Annotated in this window: 17 protein-coding genes and 5 pseudogenes; 16 read left to right on the forward strand and 6 right to left on the reverse strand. The window is 51.9% G+C overall.

The features are described 5' to 3' along the window. The first annotated feature begins 35 nt into the window (after window positions 1–35). The 11 genes and pseudogenes from FEM44_RS15670 to FEM44_RS15720 all read left to right on the forward strand — a co-directional run. A complete protein-coding gene (locus tag FEM44_RS15670) occupies window positions 36–2,177 on the forward strand; it encodes a type VI secretion system Vgr family protein (protein ID WP_135523263.1) in 2,142 nt (713 codons plus the stop codon). A gap of 75 nt (window positions 2,178–2,252) precedes the next feature. Then, window positions 2,253–5,986 (forward strand): annotated as a pseudogene (locus FEM44_RS15675) (RHS element core protein); the annotation flags it as partial. Between the two features lie 80 nt (window positions 5,987–6,066). Continuing rightward, window positions 6,067–6,759, forward strand: coding sequence for a polymorphic toxin type 28 domain-containing protein (locus FEM44_RS15680; protein ID WP_138159075.1), 693 nt, complete (start codon window positions 6,067–6,069; stop codon window positions 6,757–6,759). Next, the gene (locus FEM44_RS25185) at window positions 6,756–7,166 is read left to right on the forward strand and encodes a contact-dependent growth inhibition system immunity protein (protein WP_157922568.1); all 411 of its coding nucleotides are present in this window, start codon (window positions 6,756–6,758) and stop codon (window positions 7,164–7,166) included. The genes FEM44_RS15680 and FEM44_RS25185 overlap by 4 nt, the downstream gene beginning before the upstream one ends. Window positions 7,167–7,408: 242 nt before the next feature. Continuing rightward, the gene (locus FEM44_RS15690) at window positions 7,409–8,545 is read left to right on the forward strand and encodes an ISAs1 family transposase (protein WP_138159077.1); all 1,137 of its coding nucleotides are present in this window, start codon (window positions 7,409–7,411) and stop codon (window positions 8,543–8,545) included. A gap of 10 nt (window positions 8,546–8,555) precedes the next feature. After that, window positions 8,556–9,542 (forward strand): annotated as a pseudogene (locus tag FEM44_RS26035) (RHS repeat-associated core domain-containing protein); the annotation flags it as partial. Window positions 9,543–9,550: 8 nt separating this feature from the next. After that, complete coding sequence (locus FEM44_RS25870) at window positions 9,551–9,697, forward strand: hypothetical protein (RefSeq protein ID WP_135523261.1); 147 nt, start codon at window positions 9,551–9,553, stop codon at window positions 9,695–9,697. Beyond that, window positions 9,684–10,214 carry a hypothetical protein gene (locus FEM44_RS15705; protein WP_135523260.1) on the forward strand — a complete coding sequence of 177 codons (531 nt, stop codon included), beginning with the start codon at window positions 9,684–9,686 and terminating at the stop codon, window positions 10,212–10,214. Before FEM44_RS25870 ends, FEM44_RS15705 begins: the two co-directional genes overlap by 14 nt. 189 nt (window positions 10,215–10,403) lie before the next feature. After that, a pseudogene (locus FEM44_RS15710) lies at window positions 10,404–10,631 on the forward strand (transposase family protein); the annotation flags it as partial. A 145-nt stretch (window positions 10,632–10,776) separates the two neighbouring features. Then, window positions 10,777–11,913 (forward strand): ISAs1 family transposase, encoded by a 1,137-nt coding sequence (locus FEM44_RS15715; RefSeq protein ID WP_138158968.1) that lies wholly within the window; start codon window positions 10,777–10,779, stop codon window positions 11,911–11,913. A 10-nt stretch (window positions 11,914–11,923) separates the two neighbouring features. Next, window positions 11,924–12,840 (forward strand): annotated as a pseudogene (locus FEM44_RS15720) (ISAs1 family transposase); the annotation flags it as partial. A gap of 40 nt (window positions 12,841–12,880) precedes the next feature. Here the strand turns inward: FEM44_RS15720 and yafV are convergent. Next, window positions 12,881–13,651: a 2-oxoglutaramate amidase gene (gene yafV / locus FEM44_RS15725; protein WP_135523259.1), complete on the reverse strand. Its 771-nt coding sequence runs from the start codon at window positions 13,649–13,651 to the stop codon at window positions 12,881–12,883. 180 nt (window positions 13,652–13,831) lie between these two features. Here yafV and ivy point away from each other — a divergent pair, with 180 nt between their 5' ends. Further along, window positions 13,832–14,278, forward strand: coding sequence for an Ivy family C-type lysozyme inhibitor (ivy, locus tag FEM44_RS15730; protein WP_205713479.1), 447 nt, complete (start codon window positions 13,832–13,834; stop codon window positions 14,276–14,278). Between the two features lie 42 nt (window positions 14,279–14,320). Here the strand turns inward: ivy and fadE are convergent, their stop codons facing one another. Continuing rightward, the gene (gene fadE / locus FEM44_RS15735) at window positions 14,321–16,765 is read right to left on the reverse strand and encodes an acyl-CoA dehydrogenase FadE (RefSeq protein WP_135523257.1); all 2,445 of its coding nucleotides are present in this window, start codon (window positions 16,763–16,765) and stop codon (window positions 14,321–14,323) included. A 239-nt stretch (window positions 16,766–17,004) separates the two neighbouring features. Between fadE and lpcA the strand changes: the two genes are divergently transcribed. Together lpcA and FEM44_RS15745 are read left to right on the forward strand one after the other, a co-directional pair. Beyond that, window positions 17,005–17,583, forward strand: a complete 579-nt coding sequence (gene lpcA, locus FEM44_RS15740) for a D-sedoheptulose 7-phosphate isomerase (protein WP_016159301.1) — start codon at window positions 17,005–17,007, stop codon at window positions 17,581–17,583. Between the two features lie 104 nt (window positions 17,584–17,687). Further along, the gene (locus FEM44_RS15745; RefSeq protein ID WP_000333380.1) at window positions 17,688–18,455 is read left to right on the forward strand and encodes a class II glutamine amidotransferase; all 768 of its coding nucleotides are present in this window, start codon (window positions 17,688–17,690) and stop codon (window positions 18,453–18,455) included. Here FEM44_RS15745 and dpaA read toward each other — a convergent pair. Continuing rightward, a complete protein-coding gene (gene dpaA / locus FEM44_RS15750; RefSeq protein ID WP_001225684.1) occupies window positions 18,426–19,166 on the reverse strand; it encodes a peptidoglycan meso-diaminopimelic acid protein amidase in 741 nt (246 codons plus the stop codon). The two genes, FEM44_RS15745 and dpaA, sit on opposite strands and share 30 nt — an antisense overlap. A gap of 312 nt (window positions 19,167–19,478) precedes the next feature. Here dpaA and FEM44_RS15755 point away from each other — a divergent pair, with 312 nt between their 5' ends. Beyond that, on the forward strand, window positions 19,479–20,228 hold the full coding sequence (locus FEM44_RS15755) for a C40 family peptidase (protein ID WP_135523256.1): 750 nt from the start codon (window positions 19,479–19,481) through the stop codon (window positions 20,226–20,228). Between the two features lie 169 nt (window positions 20,229–20,397). Next, window positions 20,398–20,895: an REP-associated tyrosine transposase gene (locus FEM44_RS15760; protein ID WP_135523255.1), complete on the forward strand. Its 498-nt coding sequence runs from the start codon at window positions 20,398–20,400 to the stop codon at window positions 20,893–20,895. A 192-nt stretch (window positions 20,896–21,087) separates the two neighbouring features. On the opposite strand, the gene flhA is transcribed toward FEM44_RS15760, so the two are convergent. The 3 genes and pseudogenes from flhA to fliR form a co-directional block, all read right to left on the reverse strand. After that, window positions 21,088–23,181 (reverse strand): flagellar biosynthesis protein FlhA, encoded by a 2,094-nt coding sequence (gene flhA / locus FEM44_RS15765; protein ID WP_135523254.1) that lies wholly within the window; start codon window positions 23,179–23,181, stop codon window positions 21,088–21,090. Beyond that, window positions 23,165–24,303 (reverse strand): annotated as a pseudogene (flhB, locus tag FEM44_RS15770) (flagellar type III secretion system protein FlhB). Before flhB ends, flhA begins: the two are co-directional and overlap by 17 nt. After that, on the reverse strand, window positions 24,293–25,075 hold the full coding sequence (gene fliR / locus FEM44_RS15775; protein ID WP_001260515.1) for a flagellar biosynthetic protein FliR: 783 nt from the start codon (window positions 25,073–25,075) through the stop codon (window positions 24,293–24,295). The pseudogene flhB and the gene fliR overlap by 11 nt, the downstream one beginning before the upstream one ends.

Below are 25,075 nucleotides of genomic sequence, written 5' to 3' on the forward strand. Positions count from 1 at the left end.
GAACTGTCTGTTTTTCCTTAATCCCGGAGGTTGCTATGTCAACCGGATTACGTTTCACGCTGGAAGTGGACGGCCTGCCACCGGATGCTTTTGCGGTGGTTTCCTTTCATCTGAACCAGTCACTCTCTTCGCTCTTTTCCCTCGATATCTCTCTGGTCAGCCAGCAGTTTCTCTCCCTTGAATTTCAGCAAATACTGGACAAAATGGCCTACCTGACGATATGGCAGGGCGATGACGTACAGCGCCGGGTGAAAGGTGTGGTGACCTGGTTTGAACTGGGGGAGAACGACAAAAACCAGATGCTGTACAGCATGAAGGTATGCCCGCCGCTGTGGCGCGCAGGGCTGCGCCAGAACTTCCGTATCTTCCAGAATGAGGACATCGAAAGCATCCTCGCTACGATCCTGAAGGAAAACGGTGTGACGGAGTGGAGTCCGCTGTTCAGCGAGCCGCATCCTTCCCGTGAATTTTGTGTCCAGTACGGTGAAACTGATTACGATTTCCTGTGCCGGATGGCGGCGGAGGAAGGCATCTTCTTTTATGAGGAGCACGCGCAAAAAAGTACCGACCAGAGTCTGGTGCTGTGCGACACAGTACGTTATCTGCCGGAATCCTTTGAGATCCCCTGGAATCCGAACACCCGTACCGAGGTGAGCACCCTCTGCATCAGCCAGTTCCGCTACAGCGCCCAAATCCGCCCTTCTTCCGTGGTGACCAAAGACTACACCTTTAAACGACCCGGCTGGGCCGGACGTTTTGACCAGGAAGGCCAGCACCAGGACTATCAGCGCACACAGTATGAAGTGTATGACTACCCCGGACGTTTCAAGGGTGCCCACGGGCAGAACTTTGCCCGCTGGCAGATGGACGGCTGGCGAAACAACGCAGAAGTGGCGCGCGGAACAAGCCGTTCTCCGGAGATATGGCCGGGACGGCGAATTGCGCTGACGGGGCATCCGCAGGCGAACCTGAACCGGGAATGGCAGGTGGTGGCAAGTGAACTGCACGGCGAGCAGCCGCAGGCGGTGCCGGGACGCAGTGGTTCAGGCACCACGCTGAATAACCACTTTGCGGTAATACCGGCAGACAGAACATGGCGGCCACAGCCGTTGCTGAAACCGCTGGTGGACGGCCCGCAGAGCGCCGTCGTGACGGGACCGGCAGGCGAGGAAATCTTCTGTGATGAACATGGCCGCGTGCGGGTGAAATTTAACTGGGACCGCTATAACCCGTCAAACCAGGACAGTTCATGCTGGATCCGTGTGGCACAGGCGTGGGCAGGCACCGGCTTTGGCAACCTGGCGATACCGCGTGTGGGTCAGGAAGTCATTGTGGACTTCCTCAACGGCGATCCGGACCAGCCGATTATTATGGGGCGTACCTACCACCAGGAAAACCGCACCCCCGGCAGCCTGCCGGGAACAAAGACGCAGATGACCATTCGTTCGAAAACCTATAAGGGCAGCGGGTTTAATGAACTGAAGTTTGACGATGCGACAGGGAAAGAACAGGTCTACATCCACGCGCAGAAGAACATGAACACCGAGGTGCTGAATAACCGCACCACTGATGTGATAAACAACCATGCCGAAAAAATAGGTAACAACCAGGCGATCACCGTTACCAATAACCAGATCCAGAACATTGGCGTTAATCAGATACAGACGGTTGGTGTCAACCAGGTGGAAACGGTGGGCAGTAACCAGATTATCAAAGTGGGCTCAAACCAGGTTGAAAAGGTGGGGATCATTCGTGCGCTGACGGTGGGCGTGGCTTACCAGACGACGGTAGGCGGCATCATGAATACCTCGGTGGCGTTGTTGCAGTCCTCACAGGTAGGGCTGCACAAATCACTGATGGTGGGAATGGGCTACAGCGTCAATGTGGGGAATAACGTCACCTTCTCGGTGGGCAAGACGATGAAGGAAAACACCGGACAAACAGCAGTTTATTCTGCCGGTGAACATCTTGAACTCTGCTGTGGTAAGGCAAGGCTGGTGTTGACGAAGGACGGAAGCATATTTCTCAATGGTACGCACATTCATCTGGAAGGAGAGTCGGATGTGAACGGTGATGCGCCGGTGATTAACTGGAACTGTGGTGCCACACAACCTGTACCGGATGCGCCTGTACCGAAAGATTTACCCCCCGGAATGCCGGATATGCGGCAATTTTGAGTCAGGTGCAAAAAATTAAAACGGAACTGGTGCAGTGACCAGATAAACCATATTAAAAGCAGAAGGAATTGATTCATGGGCGGAAAACCGGCGGCGCGGCAGGGTGACATGACCCGCAAGGGACTGGATATTGTGCAGGGTTCAGCAGGGGTGCTGATAGGTGCGCCAACCGGTGTGGCCTGCTCGGTGTGTCCAACAAAAAAGGACAGCCCGAACTATGGTAGCCCGGTGAACCCGCTGCTGGGTGCGAAGGTGCTGCCGGGCGAGACGGACCTTGCGCTGCCCGGCCCGCTGCCGTTTATTCTTTCCCGCGCCTACAGCAGCTACCGGACCAGGACGCCCGCGCCGGTGGGGGTGTTCGGTCCCGGCTGGAAAGCACCCTTCGATATCCGCTTACAGGTTCATGAGCGGGAACTGATACTCAACGACAACGGCGGCAGGAGCATTCACTTTGAACCCCTGTTTCCCGGCGAGATAAGCTACAGCCGCAGCGAGTCGTTCTGGCTGGCGCGGGGCGGGGTGCTGAAACAGCACAAAGGCCACCCGCTTGCGCGGCTCTGGCGGGCGTTGCCGGAAGCGGTCCGTCTGAGTCCACACATCTATATGATGGCTGCCAGCACAACCGGGCAGTGGCTGGTGCTCGGCTGGCCGGAGCGGGTGCCGGGGGCGGACGAGGTGCTGCCGCCGGAGCCGCCCGCATACCGGGTGCTGACGGGCGTGGTGGACGGCTTCGGGCGGACGCTGGCCTTCCACCGGGCGGCAGAGGGTGACGTGGCGGGTGCGGTGACGGGGGTGACGGACGGCGCGGGCCGCTGTTTTCACCTGGCGCTGAGCACGCAGGCGCAGCGGGCGGAAGCCTTCCGTAAACAGCGCGCCTCTTCTTTATCTTCTCCAGCCGGTCCCCGTTCTGTTTCCTCTTCTCAGGTTTTCCCCGACACGCTGCCCGCCGATACAGAATACGGCACGGATAACGGTATCCGTCTGGAGGCGGTGTGGCTGACACACGACCCGGCATACCCGGATGAACAGCCGACTGCGCCGCTGGCGCGCTACACGTACACGGCCAGCGGAGAACTGCGGGCGGTGTATGACCGCAGCGGGACGCAGGTGCGCGGGTTTACTTATGATGCGGAGCACGCCGGGCGGATGGTGGCGCACCATTATGCAGGGAGGCCGGAGAGCCGCTACCGGTATGATGATACCGGGCGGGTGACGGAGCAGGTCAACCCGGAGGGGCTGGACTACCGCTTTGAGTACGGGCAGGACCGTGTGACCATCACGGACAGCCTGAACCGGCGGGAGGTGCTGTACACGGAAGGCGAGGGTGGCCTGAAGCGGGTAGTGAAGAAGGAGCATGCGGACGGGAGCATCACCCGCAGCGAGTATGATGAGGCGGGGAGGCTGAAGGCGCAGACGGATGCGGCGGGGCGGCGGACGGAGTACCGGCTGCATATGGCGTCGGGAAAGCTGACTTCAGTGATACTGCCGGACGGCAGGACGGTACGGTATGGTTACAACAACCAGTTGCAACTGACGTCAGTGACGTACCCGGACGGGCTGCGCAGCAGCCGGAAATATGACCGTCAGGGCAGGCTGGCGGAAGAGATCTCGCGCAACGGTAACATTACGCGCTGGTTTTATGATTCTTCCCGCAGTGGCCTGCCCTGTGCGGTGGAAGACGGAACCGGGGTGAGGCGGAGAATAACGCGAAACCGGTACGGTCAGCTTCAGGCGTTTACGGACTGCTCGGGGTACACGACGCGGTATAAGTATGACCGGTACGGTCATCAAATCGCCGTTCACCGGGAAGAAGGCATCAGCACTTACAGCAGTTATAACCCGCGTGGCCAACTGGTCAGTCAGAAGGATGCGCAGGGGCGTGAAAACCGTTATGAGTACAGCGCCGCAGGCGACCTGACAGCGACGATATCACCGGACGGTAAACGCAGCGCCATCGAATATGATAAACGCGGGCGTCCGGTGAGTGTGACGGAAGGCGGACTGACGCGCAGCATGGGGTATGACGCCGCCGGGCGCATCACCACGCTGACTAATGAGAACGGCAGCCAGTCCACGTTCCTGTATGACCCGATGGACCGCCTGGCAGAACAGCGCGGCTTTGACGGACGGACACAGCGTTACCGGTACAGCGCCACAGGGCAGCTTGTCCGCAGTGAAGACGAGGGACTTATCACCCTCTGGCACTACGATGCGTCGGACCGTATCACGCACCGGACGGTGAACGGTGAACCGGCGGAGCAGTGGCAGTATGACGACCACGGCTGGCTGACAGAAATCAGCCACCTGAGCGAAGGCCACCGTGTGGTGGTCCACTACGGCTATGACGATAAAGGCCGCCTGACGGGCGAACGGCAGACGGTGGAGAACCCGGAGACGGGGGAGATGCTGTGGGAGCATGAGACGGGGCACGCGTACAGCGAACAGGGGCTGGCGACCCGTCAGGAGCCGGACGGCCTGCCAGCGGTGGAGTGGCTGAAGTATGGCAGCGGTTATCTTGCGGGGATGAAGCTGGGCGGAACGCCGCTGGTCGAGTACACGCGGGACCGGCTGCACCGTGAGACGGCCCGCAGCTTCGGCGGGGAGGCATATGAACTCGCCACCGCCTGGAATACCAGCGGCCAGCTCCGGAGCAGGCACCTGAACCTTCCGCAGCTTGACCGTGACTACGACTGGAACGACAACGGACAGCTAATCCGCATCAGCGGCCCGCAGGAGAGCCGGGAGTACCGTTACAGCGACACGGGAAGGCTGACGGGCGTCCACACCACGGCGGCGAACCTGGATATCGATATCCCGTATGCGACGGACCCGGCAGGAAACCGGCTGCCGGACCCGGAACTGCACCCGGACAGCACCCTCACGGCGTGGCCGGATAACCGCATCGCGGAGGATGCGCACTATGTCTACCGCCACGATGAATACGGCAGGCTGGCGGAGAAGACGGACCGTATCCCGGAAGGGGTTATCCGGATGCACGACGAGCGGACCCACCACTACCATTACGACAGCCAGCACCGCCTGGTGTTCTACACGCGGATACAGCACGGCGAGCCGCAGGTGGAGAGCCGCTACCTCTATGACCCGCTGGGCCGCAGGACGGGGAAACGGGTGTGGCGGCGGGAGCGTGACCTGACGGGGTGGATGTCGCTGTCGCGTAAACCGGAGGAGACGTGGTACGGGTGGGACGGCGACAGGCTGACGACGGTACAGACCGGCACCACACGTATCCAGACGGTACCAGCCGGGAGCTTCACGCCGCTCATCAGAATCGAAACAGAGAATGGCGAACAGGCGAAGGCGCGGCACCGTAGCCTGGCGGAGGTGTTGCAGGAGGACACGGGTGTGACGCTACCGGCGGAGCTGGCGGTGATGCTGGGAAGGCTGGAGCGGGAACTGCGGCAGGGCAGCGTAAGTGAAGAAAGCCAGCAGTGGCTTGCACAGTGCGGGCTGACGGCGGAACAGATGGCTGCGCAACTGGAGGCGGAATACATCCCGGAGAGGACACTTCATCTTTACCACTGTGACCACCGGGGACTGCCGCTGGCGCTCATCAGCCCGGAAGGGGAAACGGCGTGGCGCGGGGAGTAGGACGAGTGGGGAAACCTGCTGGGCGAAACCAGCGCGCAGCACCTTCAACAGTCACTCCGTCTGCCGGGGCAGCAGTATGATGAGGAGTCGGGGCTGTACTATAACCGGAACCGGTACTACGATCCGTTGCAGGGACGCTATATCACCCAGGATCCCATTGGGCTGAAGGGGGATGGAACCTGTATGCGTATCCGCTGAACCGGTGCAGCGGGGGATCCTCTTGGGTTGTCTGGTGAGACACTGGTTCTTGGTTCTGCCACAACAGTAACAGGAACAGAATTTGGGAGGGCGTTTTACTTTCGGGGGGGCGGCGACTTTTGATGTAGTCACGGCGGCTATGGCGTCTGCTGCCCCTGCTCTTGGAGCAATGGCTGTGGTCGCAGGGCCAATGGGATATGACCTTCTCGCTAATGATGGGCGTGCCGGGAAGGCTCTGAGCGATGGGCAGTTAATAAATTCTCAGGCTGAAATGTGTTACTGGACCAGTAGTTGTCCTTTAGATAGCCCACATGAGAATGATAATTCGTCAGGAAGCAAGCCGAATGTTGGCAAGGATCTGTCGAATGAAGATAAGAACTGCCTTGGCGGCGGTACGGGAAGCCCGGGAGGATGGGAACCGGAAGATGGAGAGAATACAGATCCATTTGATGGATTGAATCCGACCCAAAAAAGCGCAATTCGCAGACTTGATAATATTATTAAAAATAATCTCACTGAAGGGGATTTTAGTGGTACGTTAGCAGATTTAGAAGGGAATCCAATTCCCAAGCCGGGAGGAGGGGGCTGGGATCATTTGACAGAAATGAGACAATCATACACAGGGTTAAATTCTGTAAAAAGGAGTATAGAAGGAACGTTAAAGAATCCTAATTTAGATGCTCAAACACGTATTTATTTAGAGGGTAAACTATCAGAAACTAACTCATGGATTGCCAGAATAGACGACTTGTTTAAACCATTTGGAGGGATATGATGAAAGATAAAAAAACAATAAAACAAATTTATAATTTAGATTTAGATGACTCGGAAGAGAAAAGTGGATTAATAAAATGGTATAATCATCTACTGGGCAAAACACCAGATGACTTGGATGAAGTAGATGTTTCTAAAATGATTCGGCAGAAAATCTTACCAAAATTGGCAATAGACAAAGCTATTGATATTTTAAAAGATAATCCTCAGATAGGTGAAATGTATGAAGGTGATGTACTGAATACTCTTTATTTTCTAGCAAAAGATGAACAGCTTAGTCAGGAGCAACTGGAAAAATTAAAAAATACTGTGATAGGATTTGAAATGAAAATATCAGACTTTGAGTGGATGGATGTTGAGGAAAAAAATACTTTTCTCAAAAACATGCAAGCCATTAAAGCTCTTTGATGTTCAGGTGATGTTAGTCATGATTAAATGTAATCTGACAGTATCAGGCTGGGCGAGAGGAAGTGCTCGCCGCCTGTGCAGAACTTGGGTTTCGGGATCAGGGAAAGAACACGTAACGCTGCTTTTTTGTACTAGACAATTCGCATTTTATGTTTAAAAATTGAGATATTCCTCATTACCTAAAGCTGTTTTTTATTGCTTATACATGATCAAATACTCCTTACATAATTAAGGAGAAAAAAATGGAACTTAAAAAATTGATGGAACATATTTCTATTATCCCCGATTACAGACAAGCCTGGAAAGTGGAACATAAATTGTCGGATATTCTACTGTTGACTATTTGTGCCTTTATTTCTGGTGCAGAAGGCTGGGAAGATATAGAGGATTTTGGGGAAACACATCTCGATTTTTTGAAGCAATATGGTGATTTTGAAAATGGTATTCCTGTTCACGATACCATTGCCAGAGTTGTATCCTGTATCAGTCCTGCAAAATTTCACGAGTGCTTTATTAACTGGATGCGTGACTGCCATTCTTCAGATGATAAAGACGTTATTGCAATTGATGGAAAAACGCTCCGGCATTCTTATGACAAGAGTCGCCGCAGGGGAGCGATTCATGTCATTAGTGCGTTCTCAACAATGCACAGTCTTGTCATCGGACAGATCAGGACGGATGAGAAATCCAATGAGATCACAGCTATCCCTGAACTTCTTAACATGCTGGATATTAAAGGAAAAATTATCACAACTGATGCGATGGGTTGCCAGAAAGATATCGCAGAGAAGATACAAAAACAGGGCGGTGATTATTTATTCGCTGTAAAAGGAAATCAGGGGCGGCTTAATAAAACCTTTGAGGAAAAATTCCCACTGAAAGAATTAAATAATCCAGAGCATGACAGTTACGCAATTAGTGAAAAAAGTCACGGCAGAGAAGAAATCCGTCTTCATATTGTTTGCGATGTCCCTGATGAACTTATTGATTTCACGTTTGAATGGAAAGGTCTGAAGAAATTATGCGTGGCAGTCTCCTTTCGGTCAATAATAGCAGAACAAAAGAAAGAGCCAGAAATGACGGTCAGATATTATATCAGTTCTGCTGATTTAACCGCAAAAAAGTTCGCCACAGCGATACGAAATCACTGGCACGTGGAGAATAAGCTGCACTGGCGTCTGGACGTGGTAATGAATGAAGACGACTGCAAAATAAGAAGAGGAAATGCAGCAGAATTATTTTCAGGGATACGGCACATCGCTATTAATATTTTGACGAAGGATAAAATATTCAAGGCCGGGTTAAGACGTAAGATGAGAAAAGCCGCTATGGACAGAGACTACCTCGCGTCAGTCCTTGCGGGGTGCGGGCTTTCGTAATCTTGCCCTGGACACCACGCGAATCCAGACGGTCTACCTGCCGGGGAGCTTCACGCCGCTCATCCGCATCGAAACGGAGAACGGCGAGCGGGAGAAAGCGCAGCGCCGCAGTCTGGCGGAGAAGTTGCAGCAGGAAGGAAGCGAGGACGGTCACGGCGTGGTGTTCCCGGCGGAGCTGGTGATGATGCTGGACAGGCTGGAGGGAGAGATACGGGCAGACCGCGTGAGCCGTGAAAGCCACGCGTGGCTGGCGCAGTGCGGACTGACGGTGGAGCAACTGGCCAGACAGGTGGAGCCGGAATATATACCAGAGCGGAAAGTTCATCTTTATCACTGCGACCACCGTGGCCTGCCGCTGGCGCTCATCAGCGAAGACGGCAATACGGCGTGGAGCGCGGAATATGATGAATGGGGCAACCAGCTGAATGAAGAGAACCCGCATCACCTGTACCAGTCGTACCGCCTTCCGGGTCAGCAGTACGATGAGGAGTCGGGGCTGTACTATAACCGGAACAGGTACTATGACCCGTTACAGGGACGATATATTACCCAGGATCCGATAGGGCTGAAGGGGGGATGGAATTTTTATCAGTATCCATTAAATCCAGTCATCATGGTAGACCAATTAGGTCTGAATGCTTGCGATTTAACACCAGAACCAACAGCATTATGCGGTAACCCTCTATTTACAGGAGGAATGGGGCCAAACATCATACTTGATGAATTAGGACCCAGAGGAGGACTCAAAGGATCTAGTTCAATGCTCACAACAGGAATTATTGGAGGGGGAATAGTTGATACAATAACAGGTCAGGTGGATAATGCAGGTAGATCTGTCAATCCATTGGCAGATACATTAACTCAGGAACATAAATTAGGTATTAACCCTGGAGGAAACTGCACACCGGATGAATTGGATAAGCTACAGAAACAAAAAGATGCGTTTTGTAATATGCCACGTTCCTGTAGTAAAAAAATGATTCCAGATTCGATTTGATAAATAAAATGAATATTAATCTTGCTTGTGCTCATACGAGAAAAACAATAAATAATAAATGCTTTGCTGGGGGGAATAAGACACATATGGATCAGGAAAATGATGCTTTTAAATCAGCTGTTAATTGTAGAGGTATTTTGAATGAACTTGGATAAGATTCATTTGTTAAAGGTTTTGAATCGTATTTTTAATGAAGAAATAACGCGTGATTTTAATCATAATGTTATGGATTGTTTTGATTTGAATATTATATGTGTTTTTTTTGATAATAAGAGTTGGCAAGAACTTGCTGAAACTCTAGATTTAAAAAGAGCAGCATATCCTTTGGAGCTAGCCACATATTATTTTAACGGAAAAATAATTAAATATTACACCCCGCTATATATATATGCTTCTTTATTAAATGAAGAAGGGTGGGTATTCGATAGTTGTTTTATTGATAGATATTTATTACCTGATGTTCAAGGGGTAGAGTCCTTTTTGTCATTATTTAACACTTTTAGTAACTCAGAATTAAATATCATATCTCAGTATATTCACTATGCAGGTTATCATATCGGCCATCAGTCTGCCAGAGCCGCATTCGAAAGTTTTTGGGAAGTTTTTTACAATCCAGGAACAGAGGGCGAATCCATATTCCCTCGATATAAAAACATGAATTCCTCGAAATAAAAATACAGTGAAATTAATGTTTGCACTGGAATGCGAAATGCATCTCAGGGAAAGATCGCGCAACGCTGCTTTTTTGTACTAAATAATTCGCACTAAATGTTCAATAATTAAGATGTTCCTTATTATCCAAAAGTGTTTTTCATGGCTTTTATATGATCAAATACTCCTTACATAATTAAGGAGAACAAAATGGAACTTAAAAAATTGATGGAACATATTTCTGTTATCCCCGATTGCAGACAAGCCTGGAAAGTGGAACATAAATTGTCGGATATTCTACTGTTGACTATTTGTGCCGTTATTTCTGGTGCGGAAGGTTGGGAAGATATAGAGGATTTCGGGGAAACACATCTCGATTTTTTGAAGCAATATGGTGATTTTGAAAATGGTATTCCTGTTCACGATACTATTGCCAGAGCAGGGAAAGATCATCAGAAGTACACTTTCTGTACTAAATAATTCGCATTTTATGTTTAAAAATTGAGACATTCCTCATTACCTAAACCTGTTTTTTATTGCTTATACATGATCAAATACTCCTTACATAATTAAGGAGAACAAAATGGAACTTAAAAAATTGATGGAACATATTTCTGTTATCCCCGATTACAGACAAGCCTGGAAAGTGGAACATAAATTGTCGGATATTCTACTGTTGACTATTTGTTCCGTTATTTCTGGTGCAGAAGGTTGGGAAGATATAGAGGATTTTGGGGAAACTCATCTCGATTTTTTAAAACAATATGGTGATTTTGAAAATGGTATTCCTGTTCACGATACCATTGCCAGAGTTGTATCCTGTATCAGCCCTGCAAAGTTTCATGAGTGCTTTATTAACTGGATGCGTGATTGTCATTCTTCAGATGATAAAGACGTCATTGCAATTGATGGAAAAACGCTCCGGCACTCTTATGACAAGAGTCGCCGCAGGGGAGCGATTCATGTCATTAGTGCGTTCTCAACAATGCACAGTCTGGTCATCGGACAGATCAAGACGGATGAGAAATCTAATGAGATTACAGCTATCCCTGAACTTCTTAACATGTTGGATATTAAAGGAAAAATCATCACAACTGATGCGATGGGTTGCCAGAAAGATATTGCAGAGAAGATACAAAAACAGGGAGGTGATTATTTATTCACTGTAAAAGGAAACCAGGGACGGCTAAATAAAGCCTTCGAGGAAAAATTCCCACTGAAAGAATTAAATAATCCAGAGCATGACAGTTACGCAATTAGTGAAAAGAGTCACGGCAGAGAAGAAATCCGTCTTCATATTGTTTGCGATGTCCCTGATGAACTTATTGATTTCACGTTTGAATGGAAAGGACTGAAAAAATTATGCGTGGCAGTCTCCTTTCGGTCAATAATAGCAGAACAAAAGAAAGAGCCAGAAATGACGGTCAGATATTATATCAGTTCTGCTGATTTAACCGCAGAGAAGTTCGCCACAGCAATCCGAAACCACTGGCACGTGGAGAATAAGCTGCACTGGCGTCTGGACGTGGTAATGAATGAAGACGACTGCAAAATAAGAAGAGGAAACGCAGCAGAATTATTTTCAGGGATACGGCACATCGCTATTAATATTTTGACGAAGGATAAAATATTCAAGGCCGGGTTAAGACGTAAGATGAGAAAAGCCGCTATGGACAGAGACTACCTCGCGTCAGTCCTTGCGGGGTGCGGGCTTTCGTAATCTTGCCCTGATTGCCAGAGTTGTATCCTGTATCAGCCCTGCAAAATTTCATGAGTGCTTTATTAACTGGATGCGTGACTGCCATTCTTCAGATGATAAAGACGTCATTGCAATTGATGGAAAAACGCTCCGGCACTCTTATGACAAGAGTCGCCGCAGGGGAGCGATTCATGTCATTAGTGCGTTCTCAACAATGCACAGTCTGGTCATCGGACAGATCAAGACGGATGAGAAATCTAATGAGATTACAGCTATCCCTGAACTTCTTAACATGTTGGATATTAAAGGAAAAATCATCACAACTGATGCGATGGGTTGCCAGAAAGATATTGCAGAGAAGATACAAAAACAGGGAGGTGATTATTTATTCGCTGTAAAAGGAAACCAGGGACGGCTAAATAAAGCCTTCGAGGAAAAATTCCCACTGAAAGAATTAAATAATCCAGAGCATGACAGTTACTCAATTAGTGAAAAGAGTCACGGCAGAGAAGAAATCCGTCTTCACATTGTTTTCGATGTCCCAGGTGAACTTATTGATTTCACGTTTGAATGGAAAGGACTGAAAAATTATGCGTGGCAGTCTCCTTTCGGTCAATAATAGCAGAACAAAAGAAAGAGCCAGAAATGACGGTCAGATATTATATCAGTTCTGCTGATTTAACCGCAGAGAAGTTCGCCACAGCGATCCGAAATCACTGGCACGTGGAGAATAAGCTGCACTGGCGTCTGGACGTAGTAATGAATGAAGACGACTGCAAAATAAGAAGAGGAAACGCAGCAGAATTATTTTCAGGGATACGGCACATCGCTATTAATATTTTGACGAATGATAAGATATTCAAGGCAAGGTTAAGACGTAAGATGCGAAAAGCAGCCATGGACAGAAACTACCTGGCGTCAGTCCTTGCGGGGAGCGGGCTTTCGTAGTCTTACCCCAACTCTCCCTAGCTCTAAACACAACACCCACTCACCACAACCTAAACTCATCCGCATCCCGCCATGCCGGAAACTTTTCTCTATATTCTCTTAACACCGCCATCGACAGCTCTGCATCTATGCGCGTTGCCTGGTGCGGTTCGGCAGTAGCGATAATCTCACCTTGTGGATTAATCACCCGGCTGTCACCGCGATAATGACAGCCGTTGCCATCGCTGCCGACGCGATTGCATCCCGCCACATACGCCTGATTCTCAATCGCGCGGGCCGTCAGCAATGCCTGCCAGTGCAGAGAGCGTGGAGCAGGCCAGTTGGAGACGTACAGGGCGAGGTCATAATCGTTGAGATTGCGCGACCACACAGGAAAACGTAAGTCGTAGCACACCAGCGGCAAAATACGCCAGCCGCGCCATTCCACAATCACTCGCGCATTGCCCGCTTTATAATGCAGATGCTCATCTGCCATTCGGAACAGATGACGCTTATCATAAAAATGTACCGTGCCGCCCGGCTCAACTAGCAAAAAGCGGTTAACCGAACCAGACTCCGTTTGTAATGCAACACTGCCTGCAATCAGCGCATTGCACTGCTGCGCTTTGGCTGTCATCCAGTTCACTACGTCATCTTGTGCTAGCGACGAAGCTGCCGCTTCCATGGCAAAGCCACTGGTAAACATCTCCGGTAGAACGATCACATCGCGCCCGGTAATACCTTCCAGTTGACGATCAAAATGGCGCAGGTTGGCAGGACCATCCATCCACACCAACGGTTGCTGCAAAAGCGTAATCTTCAAACCAGGCACGGTGTACAACTCCTTTATGCGTAGGGTTTTATAACTTTAACACCTTATCAGGCTATTACCTTACTGCGGAATAAATTGATAACAAATGCTGATATTGGAAATATCTGATTTGCAAATTATCGTGTTATCGCCAGGCTTTAGGAGGTTAATAACATGGGCAGGATAAGCTCGGGAGGAATGATGTTTAAGGCAATAACGACAATCGCCGCACTGGTCATCGCCACCAGTGCAATGGCGCAGGATGATTTAACTATTAGCAGCCTTGCAAAGGGCGAAACCACCAAAGCTGCGTTTAATCAGATGATGCAAGGGCATAAGCTGCCTGCTTGGGTGATGAAAGGCGGTACTTATACTCCCGCACAAACCGTGACATTGGGAGATGAGACGTATCAGGTGATGAGCGCGTGCAAACCGCATGACTGTGGCTCGCAACGTATCGCTGTGATGTGGTCCGAGAAATCTAATCAGATGACGGGGCTGTTCTCGACTATTGATGAGAAAACGTCGCAAGAGAAACTCACCTGGCTGAATGTGAACGATGCACTCTCGATTGATGGTAAAACGGTGTTGTTCGCGGCGTTGACCGGCAGCCTGGAAAACCATCCGGATGGCTTTAATTTTAAATAATTAGCGGATAAAGAAACGGAGCCTTTCGGCTCCGTTATTCATTTACGCGGCTTCAACTTTCCGCACTTTCTCCGGCAACTTTACCGGCTTCGTCGCCAGCTCTTCCGGATCAAAGTCATCAACGTTAATACTGCGCAGACGGCTTTCTTCAGCTTTCACCAGAATAGCGGCTTCATCTTTATCAATCAGCCCCTTCGCCAGCGCGTTGTGCGCCAGTTCATCCAGACGGGTAAACGGCAGGTTTTTACCCAACTCTTTACAGATCCGCTGATGAATCGGGTCGGCGGCAATCACATCCACCAGAGCCTCTTCCAGCAAGCCAACCGGGTTATGCTCGCTCGGCGTCAGGTACTGACCGCGACCAATACGTGAACGGGTGGCGTTCGGCACTTGTAAAATCTTCGCCACTTTATGATCCAGCTTGTCAGACGGTGCCAGATAATGGCGTCCGGTCGGGAAGATCACCACATTCAGAAGCCCGGCGACCACGCGGTTCGGGAAGTTTTGCAGTAAATCATCCATCGCCTGTTCAGCCTGATACAGCGCATCCTGTACGCCCCAGTGCACCAGCGGCAGGTCGGCTTCATTACGTCCTTCGTCGTCATAACGCTTCAGAACGGCGGAGGCGAGGTAAAGCTGGCTTAAAATATCCCCCAGACGTGCCGAGATGCGCTCGCGACGTTTCAGGCTGCCGCCCAGCACCGCCATCGAGACATCAGAAAGCAGGGCGAGGTTGGCGCTCAGGCGGTTCAGGTGCTGATAGTAGCGTTTAGTGGCATCGCCGGTTGGCGTACTGCTGGTTAAACCGCGCGTCAGGCCCAGCCAGAAGCTGCGAACTTTGTTACTGCCGACGTGGCCGATATGTTTGAACAACAGTTTATCGAACGCGTTGACGTCATTGTTCTTCGCCGCTTCCATCTCTTCCAGCACGTACGGATGGCAACGAATCGCTCCCTGACCGAAGATCATCATGCTGCGGGTCAGAATGTTGGCCCCTTCAACGGTGATGGCAATCGGTGCACCCTGGTAAGCACGGGCCAGGAAGTTGCTCTGCCCGAGCATAATGCCTTTGCCACCAGTGATATCCATCGCATCAATAATCGACTGCTGTCCACGGTGGGTACAGTGATACTTAACGATAGCCGACAGCACGGCAGGTTTCTCACCGAGCATAATGCCGTAGGTAATCAGCGATGCCGCAGCATCCATCACATAGGCGTTCCCGGCAATACGCGCCAGCGGCTCTTCAATCCCTTCCATCTTACCGATAGAGATTTTGAACTGACGGCGAATGTGCGCATACGCGCCTGTTGCCAGCGCAACCGACTTCACGCCGCCGGTTGAGTTGGAAGGCAGAGTGATGCCGCGGCCTACCGAGAGACACTCCACCAGCATCCGCCAGCCTTGCCCGGCCATTTTCGGCCCGCCGATAATGTAGTCGATCGGTACGAAGACATCTTTACCGCGCGTCGGTCCGTTCTGGAACGGTACGTTCAGCGGGAAGTGGCGACGACCAATTTCCACGCCCGGCGTGGTGGTCGGGATCAGCGCACAGGTAATACCTAAATCTTCTGCGCTACCCAGCAATTTTTCTGGGTCGGAGAGTTTAAACGCCAGACCAAGCACGGTCGCAATCGGTGCCAGTGTAATGTAGCGTTTGTTCCAGGTCAGACGCATCCCCAGCACCTGCTGGCCCTGCCACTCGCCCATGCAGACAATCCCGGTGTCCGGAATCGCGCCCGCATCGGAACCCGCTTCGGGGCTGGTCAGTGCAAAGCAAGGGATTTCCTGACCACGCGCCAGACGCGGCAGATAGTGATTTTTCTGCTCGTCAGTGCCGTAATGTTGCAGCAGCTCGCCCGGGCCTAATGAGTTCGGCACGCCGACGGTAATCGCCAGGATCCCGCTCACGCCGGAGAGTTTTTGCAGCACGCGAGACTGGGCATAAGCCGAGAACTCCAGTCCGCCGTACTCTTTTTTGATGATCATCGCGAAGAAACGATGCTCTTTAAGGTACGCCCACAACTCCGGCGGCAAATCAGCCAGCTCATGAGTAATCTGGAAATCATTCGCCATCCGGCAGGCTTCTTCTACCGGACCGTCGAGAAACGCTTGCTCTTCAGCGGTCAGGCGCGGCTGCGGATAGTTATGCAGCTTTTTCCAGTCCGGCTTGCCCTGGAACAAATCGCCTTCCCACCATGTGGTGCCTGCGTCGATCGCTTCTTTCTCAGTGCGCGACATCGGCGGCATCACTTTACGGAAACCGCGAAATACCGGCGCGGAAATCATCGACTTACGCATAGGCGCAAAGTTAAACGGCACAAGGATAATGGCCAGAGGCACCAGTACCCACGCCGACCACAGACCAGCGACACCGAGGGCGGCTGTCCAGGCGAGCAAAATCAGACTGCTGATAAATAAGCTCACGCGGTGATAGAACAACGCGCCGAGCAGGACAACCGTAGCGAGAATACTCAAAATCATCATAACGAAAAGCCCCTTACTTGTAGGAGGTCCGACCACTTGTGATGATATGGTTGTAGTGGATGTAAAAACATTTAGCAATGTGTTTACAATATAATTACAACAGAGCTCACATTGTTGCTGTTTTTATCCGCACTTCGGGTCAAAAAGTCCTGGTCATTCCACCGCGCTGGTCTTCTCGCTTTTGGTGGTATCCGGTACACTGCATTTTGTCTAATTCATTTATGCTGAAGGATATCCTCATGTACCAGGATCTTATTCGTAACGAACTGAACGAAGCGGCGGAAACGCTGGCTAACTTTTTAAAAGATGACGCCAATATTCACGCCATTCAGCGCGCGGCGGTCCTGTTAGCAGACAGCTTTAAAGCCGGTGGCAAGGTGCTTTCCTGTGGCAACGGCGGCTCCCATTGCGACGCCATGCACTTTGCCGAAGAGTTGACCGGTCGCTACCGTGAAAACCGTCCGGGCTATCCGGCGATAGCCATTTCAGATGTCAGCCACATCACCTGTGTTGGCAACGATTTTGGCTTTAACGATATTTTCTCCCGCTACGTTGAAGCGGTAGGCCGCGAAGGCGATGTGCTGCTGGGGATCTCCACCTCTGGTAACTCTGCAAACGTGATCAAAGCGATCGCGGCGGCGCGTGAGAAGGGGATGAAAGTGATCACCCTGACCGGTAAAGACGGCGGTAAAATGGCTGGCACGGCGGATATTGAAATTCGCGTTCCGCACTTTGGTTATGCCGACCGCATTCAGGAGATCCACATTAAAGTGATCCATATCCTGATCCAGTTGATTGAAAAAGAGATGGTTAAGTAAGTCTGGCGTATGCCGAATAATGCGTTTACGCCGCATCCGACCTGAAAATTCTTAAATCAATCTTCGCCGGGGGCCATGCGCTCCCGCTGTTGTGGAGGTTACCGATGTGCGAATTGCTCGGGATGAGCGCCAACGTCCCTACCGATATCTGCTTTAGTTTCACCGGGCTTGTACAGCGCGGTGGTGGAACCGGGCCACATAAAGATGGCTGGGGCATCACCTTTTACGAAGGTAAAGGCTGTCGCACATTTAAAGATCCACAACCCAGCTTTAATTCCCCCATCGCCAAACTGGTCCAGGACTACCCGATAAAATCCTGTTCGGTTGTGGCTCATATTCGCCAGGCCAATCGGGGCGAGGTGGCACTGGAAAATACTCACCCGTTTACCCGCGAGTTATGGGGACGCAACTGGACTTATGCCCATAACGGGCAACTGACGGGCTACAAATCACTGGAAACCGGCAACTTCCGCCCGGTAGGTGAAACCGACAGCGAAAAAGCCTTTTGCTGGCTGCTGCATAAATTAACGCAGCGTTACCCGCGCACGCCGGGCAACATGGCAGCAGTGTTTAAATATATCGCCTCACTGGCGGACGAACTGCGGCAGAAGGGCGTTTTCAACATGCTGCTTTCGGATGGGCGCTATGTAATGGCGTATTGCTCGACCAATCTGCACTGGATCACCCGCCGCGCGCCGTTTGGCGTGGCAACGTTGCTGGATCAGGATGTGGAAATCGACTTCAGCTCGCAGACCACACCGAATGATGTGGTCACGGTGATTGCGACACAGCCGCTGACGGGCAATGAAACCTGGCAAAAGATTATGCCAGGCGAATGGCGCTTATTTTGCCTCGGGGAGCGTGTAGTTTGATGCCAGCTGTGGTTGCACCACTTCGTGGCTCAACGGCTTGCTGACCACGTAACGACCATTGACCACAGAAACGGTCGGTGGCTTACGGGTCTGTTCAAAGTAGTCATAGCCCGGCTTCAGTTGCTCCCAGAAGTCCTTAAAGTTGGAATACTTATGACGCTGCATGTTGGCGTCGGTCATGCGAAATGGGTAAATGCTCACCTGCACACTTGACTGACCAAACACCAGCGCACCAGTAACGAACTGGAAGATCTCATCAATACCCTGATTGGTCATTGCGTAGCAGCCGATGGAAACACAATCGCCGTGGATCATCAGGTATTTCCCTTCATAACCATGCGCACGGTCATAGGCATTGGGGAAACCAATATTAATCGCTTTGTAGTAACGGCTGTCTGGTTTTAACTGATTACGCTGAACGCTATAAAACCCTTCCGGACTTTTAAAATCGCCCTGACGCTGTTTTGGTCCTAACCCGCCGGAATATTTACAGATTTTATAACTGTCGAGCAGCTGATATTGCTCGCCCATTTTGACGTAGAGATCGAGCGTACGTTCTTCCTTGAAGATCTGGATGTAGACAGGGGATCCCATCAACTGCTGCTTATACTCTTTGCTCACTGGCGTGGTAGAGCTACTGCTGCCCAGCAAACCGGCAAATGAAACGCACGGGATCAACAACATCGCAAGAATTAATGCGATTTTACGCATACTGCTTATTCCTTGATAAAACGGTTACACACGCCAGGACGGCAAAATAGATCCCAAATCGGAATAGTCTGGATTTGGAAGGCTCACATTATCACCAAAAGAGTTTTACGCAAGCCTGTCGGCGCTGGGTTTACAAATTTAGCATAAGTGACGATTTTCAAAAGTCCGAAAAGCGCATGTAAAGTGGATTTATTTCTTATTTCCTAAGGTTATGAAACCTCGATAGTAATATGCAAATAAGCAATTAATAATCCCGCTTCTCCGTCCTTTCCTCTAATATTCTCATCTTCATTCAGCCGGTTTATATCCTTCATGTATTTGTTCTCTCACGACAGATTGCTGCGCCTGGGCGTGTTTTCTTTGTCCCTTTTGCTTCCTTTACTTGCCAGCGCCACCACATCACATATCTCTTTCAGCTACGCCGCCCGCCAGCGGATGCAAAACCGTGCGCGTTTATTAAAACAGTACCAAACCCATCTGAAAAAACAGGCCAGCTACATTGTGGAAGGCGATGCACAAAGCAGAAGGGCGCTGCGGCAGCACAACCGCGAGCAGATTAAACAGCATCCCGAATGGTTTCCAGCGCCGCTCAAGGCGAGTGACCGACGCTGGCAGGCGCTGGCGGATAACAACCATTTCTTAAGCAGCGACCACCTGCATAACATCACTGAAGTGGCAATTCACCGCCTGGAGCAGCAGCTTGGCAAGCCTTACGTCTGGGGCGGCACGCGGCCTGATAAAGGCTTCGACTGTAGCGGGTTGGTTTTTTACGCCTACAACAAGATCCTTGAGGCGAAGCTCCCGCGCACGGCTAATGAGATGTATCACTACCATCGGGCAACGATTGTGGCGAATAACGACCTGCGCCGGGGAGATTTGCTGTTTTTCCATATCCACAGCCGTGAGATTGCCGACCATATGGGGGTGTATCTGGGCGATGGGCAATTTATCGAGTCGCCACGTACCGGCGAAACCATTCGGATAAGCCGATTAGCCGAACCTTTCTGGCAGGACCATTTTTTGGGCGCGCGGCGGATTTTGACGGAAGAGACGATTTTGTAGGACGGATAAGCGTAAGCGCATCCGGCGGTTGTGCACCGATGCCGGATGCGGCGTGAACGCCTTATCCGGCCTACGAATCTGTGCCTTTTTGCGAGCCGCTTTCCCGATATAACACAACTTCATTGTCGACTTCTCCTTTTCTTATTACCGTTGAGAAAAAGGAGTCGCCATGTCTGAATATCGTCGTTATTACATCAAGGGGGGAAGCTGGTTTTTCACGGTAAATTTACGGAATCGTCGAAGCCATCTTCTGACCGCTCAGTTCCAGATGTTCCGTAAAGTCATTATTAACGTTAAGCGAGCCAGACCTTTTGAAATTAACGCCTGGGTAGTTTTGCCGGAGCATATGCACTGTATCTGGACATTACCCGAAAGCGATGATGATTTTTCCTCTCGCTGGCGGGAGATTAAAAAACAGTTCACCCATGCTTGTGGATTGAAAAATATCTGGCAGCCGCGTTTTTGGGAGCACGCCATCCGCAATACCCAAGATTATCGTCATCATGTTGATTATATTTATATAAACCCAGTGAAACATGGCTGGGTAAAGCAGGTGAGTGATTGGCCATTCTCAACGTTCCATCGCGATGTCGCGAAAGGGTTGTATCCCATCGATTGGGCGGGGGACGTAACGGATTTTAGTGCCGGGGAGCGTATCATTTTATAATTGTGCGCCGGTGCCGGATGCCTGATGCGACGCTGGCGCGTCTTATCATGCCTACAAACCTGTGCCGGATCGGTAGGCCGGATAAGGCGTTCACGCCGCATCCGGCAATTGTGCGCGGATGCCTGATGCGACGCTGTCGCGTCTTATCATGCCTACAAACTTGTGCCGCATCCGGCGGTTGTGCATTGATGCCTACATCAACGCCCCCATAATCTTCAACTCCAGCTCATCCGGCACTTCGTTATACGACAGCACATGCAGCCCCGGCGCAAACAACCTTGCATAACGCGCCAGCAAAGGGCGCAGCTGCGGTGGCACCAGCAGCACCGGGTCTTTCCCCGCCGCTTTCATCTGCTCCTTCACCTGCGGCATCGTGCTCTGGAACTGGTTGAGCATATTCGGGTCTACCGGCACGCTGTCGAGCATCACTTTCCCGCCCTGTTGCGCCTGATTCACCACGTTGGCCAGCAGATTTTCCAGCTCATTATTCAGTGTATACACCGCCAGTTCCTGCTTGCGAACGAACGGATGGGTAATGCTGCGCCGCAGCGCCAGGCGCACATCGGCGGCCAGCAAAATATGATCTTTAGTCACCGTGCTACTGGCGACCAGCACGGTGGCGATGGTGACGATATCGCGCAGGGAAACGCCTTCGGTCAGCAGCGCACGGTACACTTTCAGCAACTGGCTGTAATTCAGCGCCGCGCTTAAATCTTCCGCCAGCCGTGGAGCCATCGACGACAAACGGTTATGCAACTGCGTGATGTCATCATAGTTAAATAAATCAGGAATATAGCTGCGCACAATCTTGTTCACATGGGTGGCAATCACGCTGGCGCTGTCGATCACCTGATACCCCATATTCAGCGCCTTCGCTTTCTGCGCGGGCTGGATCCAGGTCACTGGCATCCCGTACGCCGGGTCGTTCCCCAGCACGCCGTCAATCTCGCCGTAGGTTTCGCTGGAGGGCAGGGCCATCAGTTTATCCGCCGGAATATCCGCTTCATCGGCCTTTATGCCGTTGATGAAAATAGCGTACTGGCTGGGCTTGAGGCGGAAATTTTCCCTAATACGGATCTCCGGCAGCAGCACACCGTTACCGTCGGATATCACCTGCCGCACGCCGCGAATCCGCTGGGTGAGCGGGTTGCCCTGTGCTTTATCGACCAGTGCCACCAGCTTGTAGCCGAGGCTTAAACTGATGGGCTCGATCAGCGGTATTGTCTCCCAACTGACCTGTTGCTCGCTGGTTTCAGTGATAGTGCGGGTCAGCGTTTCGAGGCTTTTCTCTTCCGCCTCCGCCGCCTGCGGTTGCTTGCTCATCCGCCAGCCGGTATAGCCAAGCAGGGCGCTGAACATCAGGAACGGGAAGTGCGGCATTCCCGGCACCACCGCCAGCACGAACATAATCCCGGTGGCGGTGTAGAGCACCGACGGGCTTGCCAGCAGCTGGTTACGCACGTCGTGGGCGATATCGCCGTTGTCGCTGACGCGGGTGACAATAATCGCCGCCGCAGTGGAGAGCAGCAGGGAAGGGATTTGTGCCACCAGCCCGTCGCCGATGGTCATCAGCACATACTGCTGGAAGGCGGCATCGGCGCTCAGGTTGTATTTAAAGATCCCGATACAGACACCGCCGATCAGGTTAATCGCCAGAATCATCATCCCGGCGATGGCATCCCCGCGTACAAACTTCGATGCCCCGTCCATCGCGCCGTAGAAATCGGCCTCGCTGGCAACATCTTTACGCCGGGTTTGCGCCTGCGCCTGGTTGATCAATCCGGCGTTAAGATCGGCGTCAATCGCCATCTGCTTGCCGGGCATCGCGTCCAGGGTAAAGCGGGCAGAAACCTCGGAAATACGCTCGGCTCCTTTGGTGACGACGATAAAGTTGATGATCATCAGGATGATAAACACCACGAAACCGACGACAAAGTTGCCGCCAATCACCACCTGACCAAATGACTCAATCACCTTACCCGCCGCGCCCGCGCCGAGATGCCCGTGCAGCAGCACCACGCGCGTAGAGGCGACGTTGAGCGTCAGGCGCATTAAGGTGGTGATCAGCAAAATGGTCGGGAACAGGCTGAATTCCAGCGGCCTTTTCGCCGACACGGCCACCAGCAGCACCATCACCGCCAGCACAATGTTGAAGGTGAACAGAATATCCAGCAGCGCAGGCGGCAGCGGCAGAATAACCATCGCCAGAATACACAGGATCACCAGCGGCACGCCGAGATTGCCGCCGCGCAGCAGCGCGAGGAACGATTTAGTTGTTTTCGCCATCCAGTTTAAGCACCTCTTTGGGAATGGAAATATGTCTGTTCAGCGCCGGGCGCGGCTGTGCGCCGTCGCGCCAGTGTTTCATTTGCAGGACGTAGGTCAGAACGTGGGCGATGGCCCGGTAAAGCTGAAACGGAATTTGCTGATTCACCTGGGTGGTGTAGTAAACCGAGCGCGCCAGTCGCGGAAACTCCACCACTTCCACCTGATTTTCAGCAGCGACCTGGCGAATATAGAGCGCAATTTCATCAGTGCCTTTCGCCACCACAAACGGCGCGGTGGCACGCGACGAGTCATACTGCAACGCCACGGCGTAGTGGGTCGGGTTGGTGATCACCACGTTGGCTTTTGGCACCATTTTGCGAATCTGCCCCATCGCCAGTTGCCGTTGCAGCCGCCGCACGCGGGCCTTCACTTCCGGCTTACCTTCCTGATTTTTGTACTCTTCTTTCAGCTCCTGTTTGGTCATCTTCAGCCCTTTGGTAAACAGGGCTTTCGCCAGCGGCACGTCGACAAGCGCAAAGAAGATAAACAGGATGACAAAGTTGCGCATCACGCTGGCGTAGAGCGACAAACCCTCATTCATCGCCAGTTTGAACGGCAGCGCCTGCAGGCCGAGAAAGGCGGCAAAGTTATTGCGCAGGCTAATCCAAAGCATTACCAGCACCACCACCGACTTCACCGTCATCTTCCCCGTTTCCGCCAGATGCTCACTGGAAAACAGTCGCCCAATGCCTTTTAACGGGCTGATTTTGCTGAAGTCCGGGAGGATTTTTTTCGGCAGAAACAGCCAGCCGCCAGGCACCAGCGAAGAGAGCAGCGCGGCGGCGGGCATCGGCAGCAAGGTGAGAATAAACTTGCCGAGAATTAACAGGTGATGGCGCAGAAACTGGCCGATTACCTCCGGGTTATTAATCTCCTGCGCATACTGATGCACGCTGATAAAACTCTCGCGCACAAAATCGGCATACCACGGGAAACTGCTGGAGATCACCACAAACGCCGCAAACAGGCTCGCTGCCAGCCCCATATCCTTCGAGCGTGGTAGTTGCCCCTCTTCGCGCGCTTTTCGCAGCTTTTGCGCCGAGGGCTTCTCTGTATTTCTTCGCTGCTGCTATCCGCCATAGTGACCTTTCAGCGCGTCGAGTTGCTGCAACACAAAATTCGCCAGATGCAGATAGTGATCCGGCAGGTTGTAGAGCAGGGTGGCAAAGCAGACCAGCCCCGCCAGCATGTTGATGGGAAAGCCGAGCGAAAAGAGATTCAGCGGCGGTGCAATGCGGTTGAGCAGGCCAAAGCAGCCCTGCACAATCAGCATGATGAAAGTGGTCGGCAGCGCCAGCAGCGATGCCGACGCCAGCACCCAGCTAAAGGCCAGCGCGATGGTGCGCAGAGTTTGCGGATGCAGTGCGTTGCCAATCGGCCAGTAGGTGAAGCCCTTGTACAACACGCTCACCAGCAGCAGATGCCCATCCATGGCAAAAAACAGCAGGATCGCGTAGACGTTAATAAGCTCCGCCAGCACGGTTGTTGATGCGCCGCTGCTCGGGTCGTTCATCACCGCCATGCTCATCCCCATATTGAACGAGAGAATCTGCCCGGCGAGTTGCAGCGCCAGAAACAGAAACTGAAACATCAGCCCGAATAACATTCCCCATAATATTTGCTCCACCGTCAGGATCAGGCTGTTGAGCGATAGCAGGTCGTGGGGAATGGGATGGGGGATCAACGGCGTGATGATAATTGCCAGCGCCAGCGACAGAATAATCCGCACGCGCACGGTCAGGGCGCTGTTATCCAGCACCGGCACATAGCGCAGAAACGCCATAATGCGCACGAAGGGAAACCACAGCCCCAGCGCCAGATCCGTCAGTTGCGTAACGTCGCTTGTGCGCAT

This window comes from Escherichia sp. E4742 (assembly GCF_005843885.1).
Lineage (GTDB): Bacteria > Pseudomonadota > Gammaproteobacteria > Enterobacterales > Enterobacteriaceae > Escherichia.

What these genes read in the sequence shown, in the direction of transcription:
- FEM44_RS15705 (WP_135523260.1), top strand. Translation starts at nt 9,684, where the DNA reads ATGAACTTGGATAAGATTCATTTGTTAAAGGTTTTGAATCGTATTTTT.
- FEM44_RS15690 (WP_138159077.1), top strand. Translation starts at nt 7,409, where the DNA reads ATGGAACTTAAAAAATTGATGGAACATATTTCTATTATCCCCGATTAC.
- FEM44_RS15670 (WP_135523263.1), top strand. Translation starts at nt 36, where the DNA reads ATGTCAACCGGATTACGTTTCACGCTGGAAGTGGACGGCCTGCCACCG.
- FEM44_RS15760 (WP_135523255.1), top strand. Translation starts at nt 20,398, where the DNA reads ATGTCTGAATATCGTCGTTATTACATCAAGGGGGGAAGCTGGTTTTTC.
- FEM44_RS15715 (WP_138158968.1), top strand. Translation starts at nt 10,777, where the DNA reads ATGGAACTTAAAAAATTGATGGAACATATTTCTGTTATCCCCGATTAC.
- lpcA (WP_016159301.1), top strand. Translation starts at nt 17,005, where the DNA reads ATGTACCAGGATCTTATTCGTAACGAACTGAACGAAGCGGCGGAAACG.
- flhA (WP_135523254.1), bottom strand. Translation starts at nt 23,181, where the DNA reads ATGGCGAAAACAACTAAATCGTTCCTCGCGCTGCTGCGCGGCGGCAAT.
- FEM44_RS25870 (WP_135523261.1), top strand. Translation starts at nt 9,551, where the DNA reads ATGAATATTAATCTTGCTTGTGCTCATACGAGAAAAACAATAAATAAT.
- FEM44_RS15745 (WP_000333380.1), top strand. Translation starts at nt 17,688, where the DNA reads ATGTGCGAATTGCTCGGGATGAGCGCCAACGTCCCTACCGATATCTGC.
- ivy (WP_205713479.1), top strand. Translation starts at nt 13,832, where the DNA reads ATGTTTAAGGCAATAACGACAATCGCCGCACTGGTCATCGCCACCAGT.
- dpaA (WP_001225684.1), bottom strand. Translation starts at nt 19,166, where the DNA reads ATGCGTAAAATCGCATTAATTCTTGCGATGTTGTTGATCCCGTGCGTT.
- fliR (WP_001260515.1), bottom strand. Translation starts at nt 25,075, where the DNA reads ATGCGCACAAGCGACGTTACGCAACTGACGGATCTGGCGCTGGGGCTG.
- FEM44_RS15755 (WP_135523256.1), top strand. Translation starts at nt 19,479, where the DNA reads ATGTATTTGTTCTCTCACGACAGATTGCTGCGCCTGGGCGTGTTTTCT.
- fadE (WP_135523257.1), bottom strand. Translation starts at nt 16,765, where the DNA reads ATGATGATTTTGAGTATTCTCGCTACGGTTGTCCTGCTCGGCGCGTTG.
- FEM44_RS25185 (WP_157922568.1), top strand. Translation starts at nt 6,756, where the DNA reads ATGATGAAAGATAAAAAAACAATAAAACAAATTTATAATTTAGATTTA.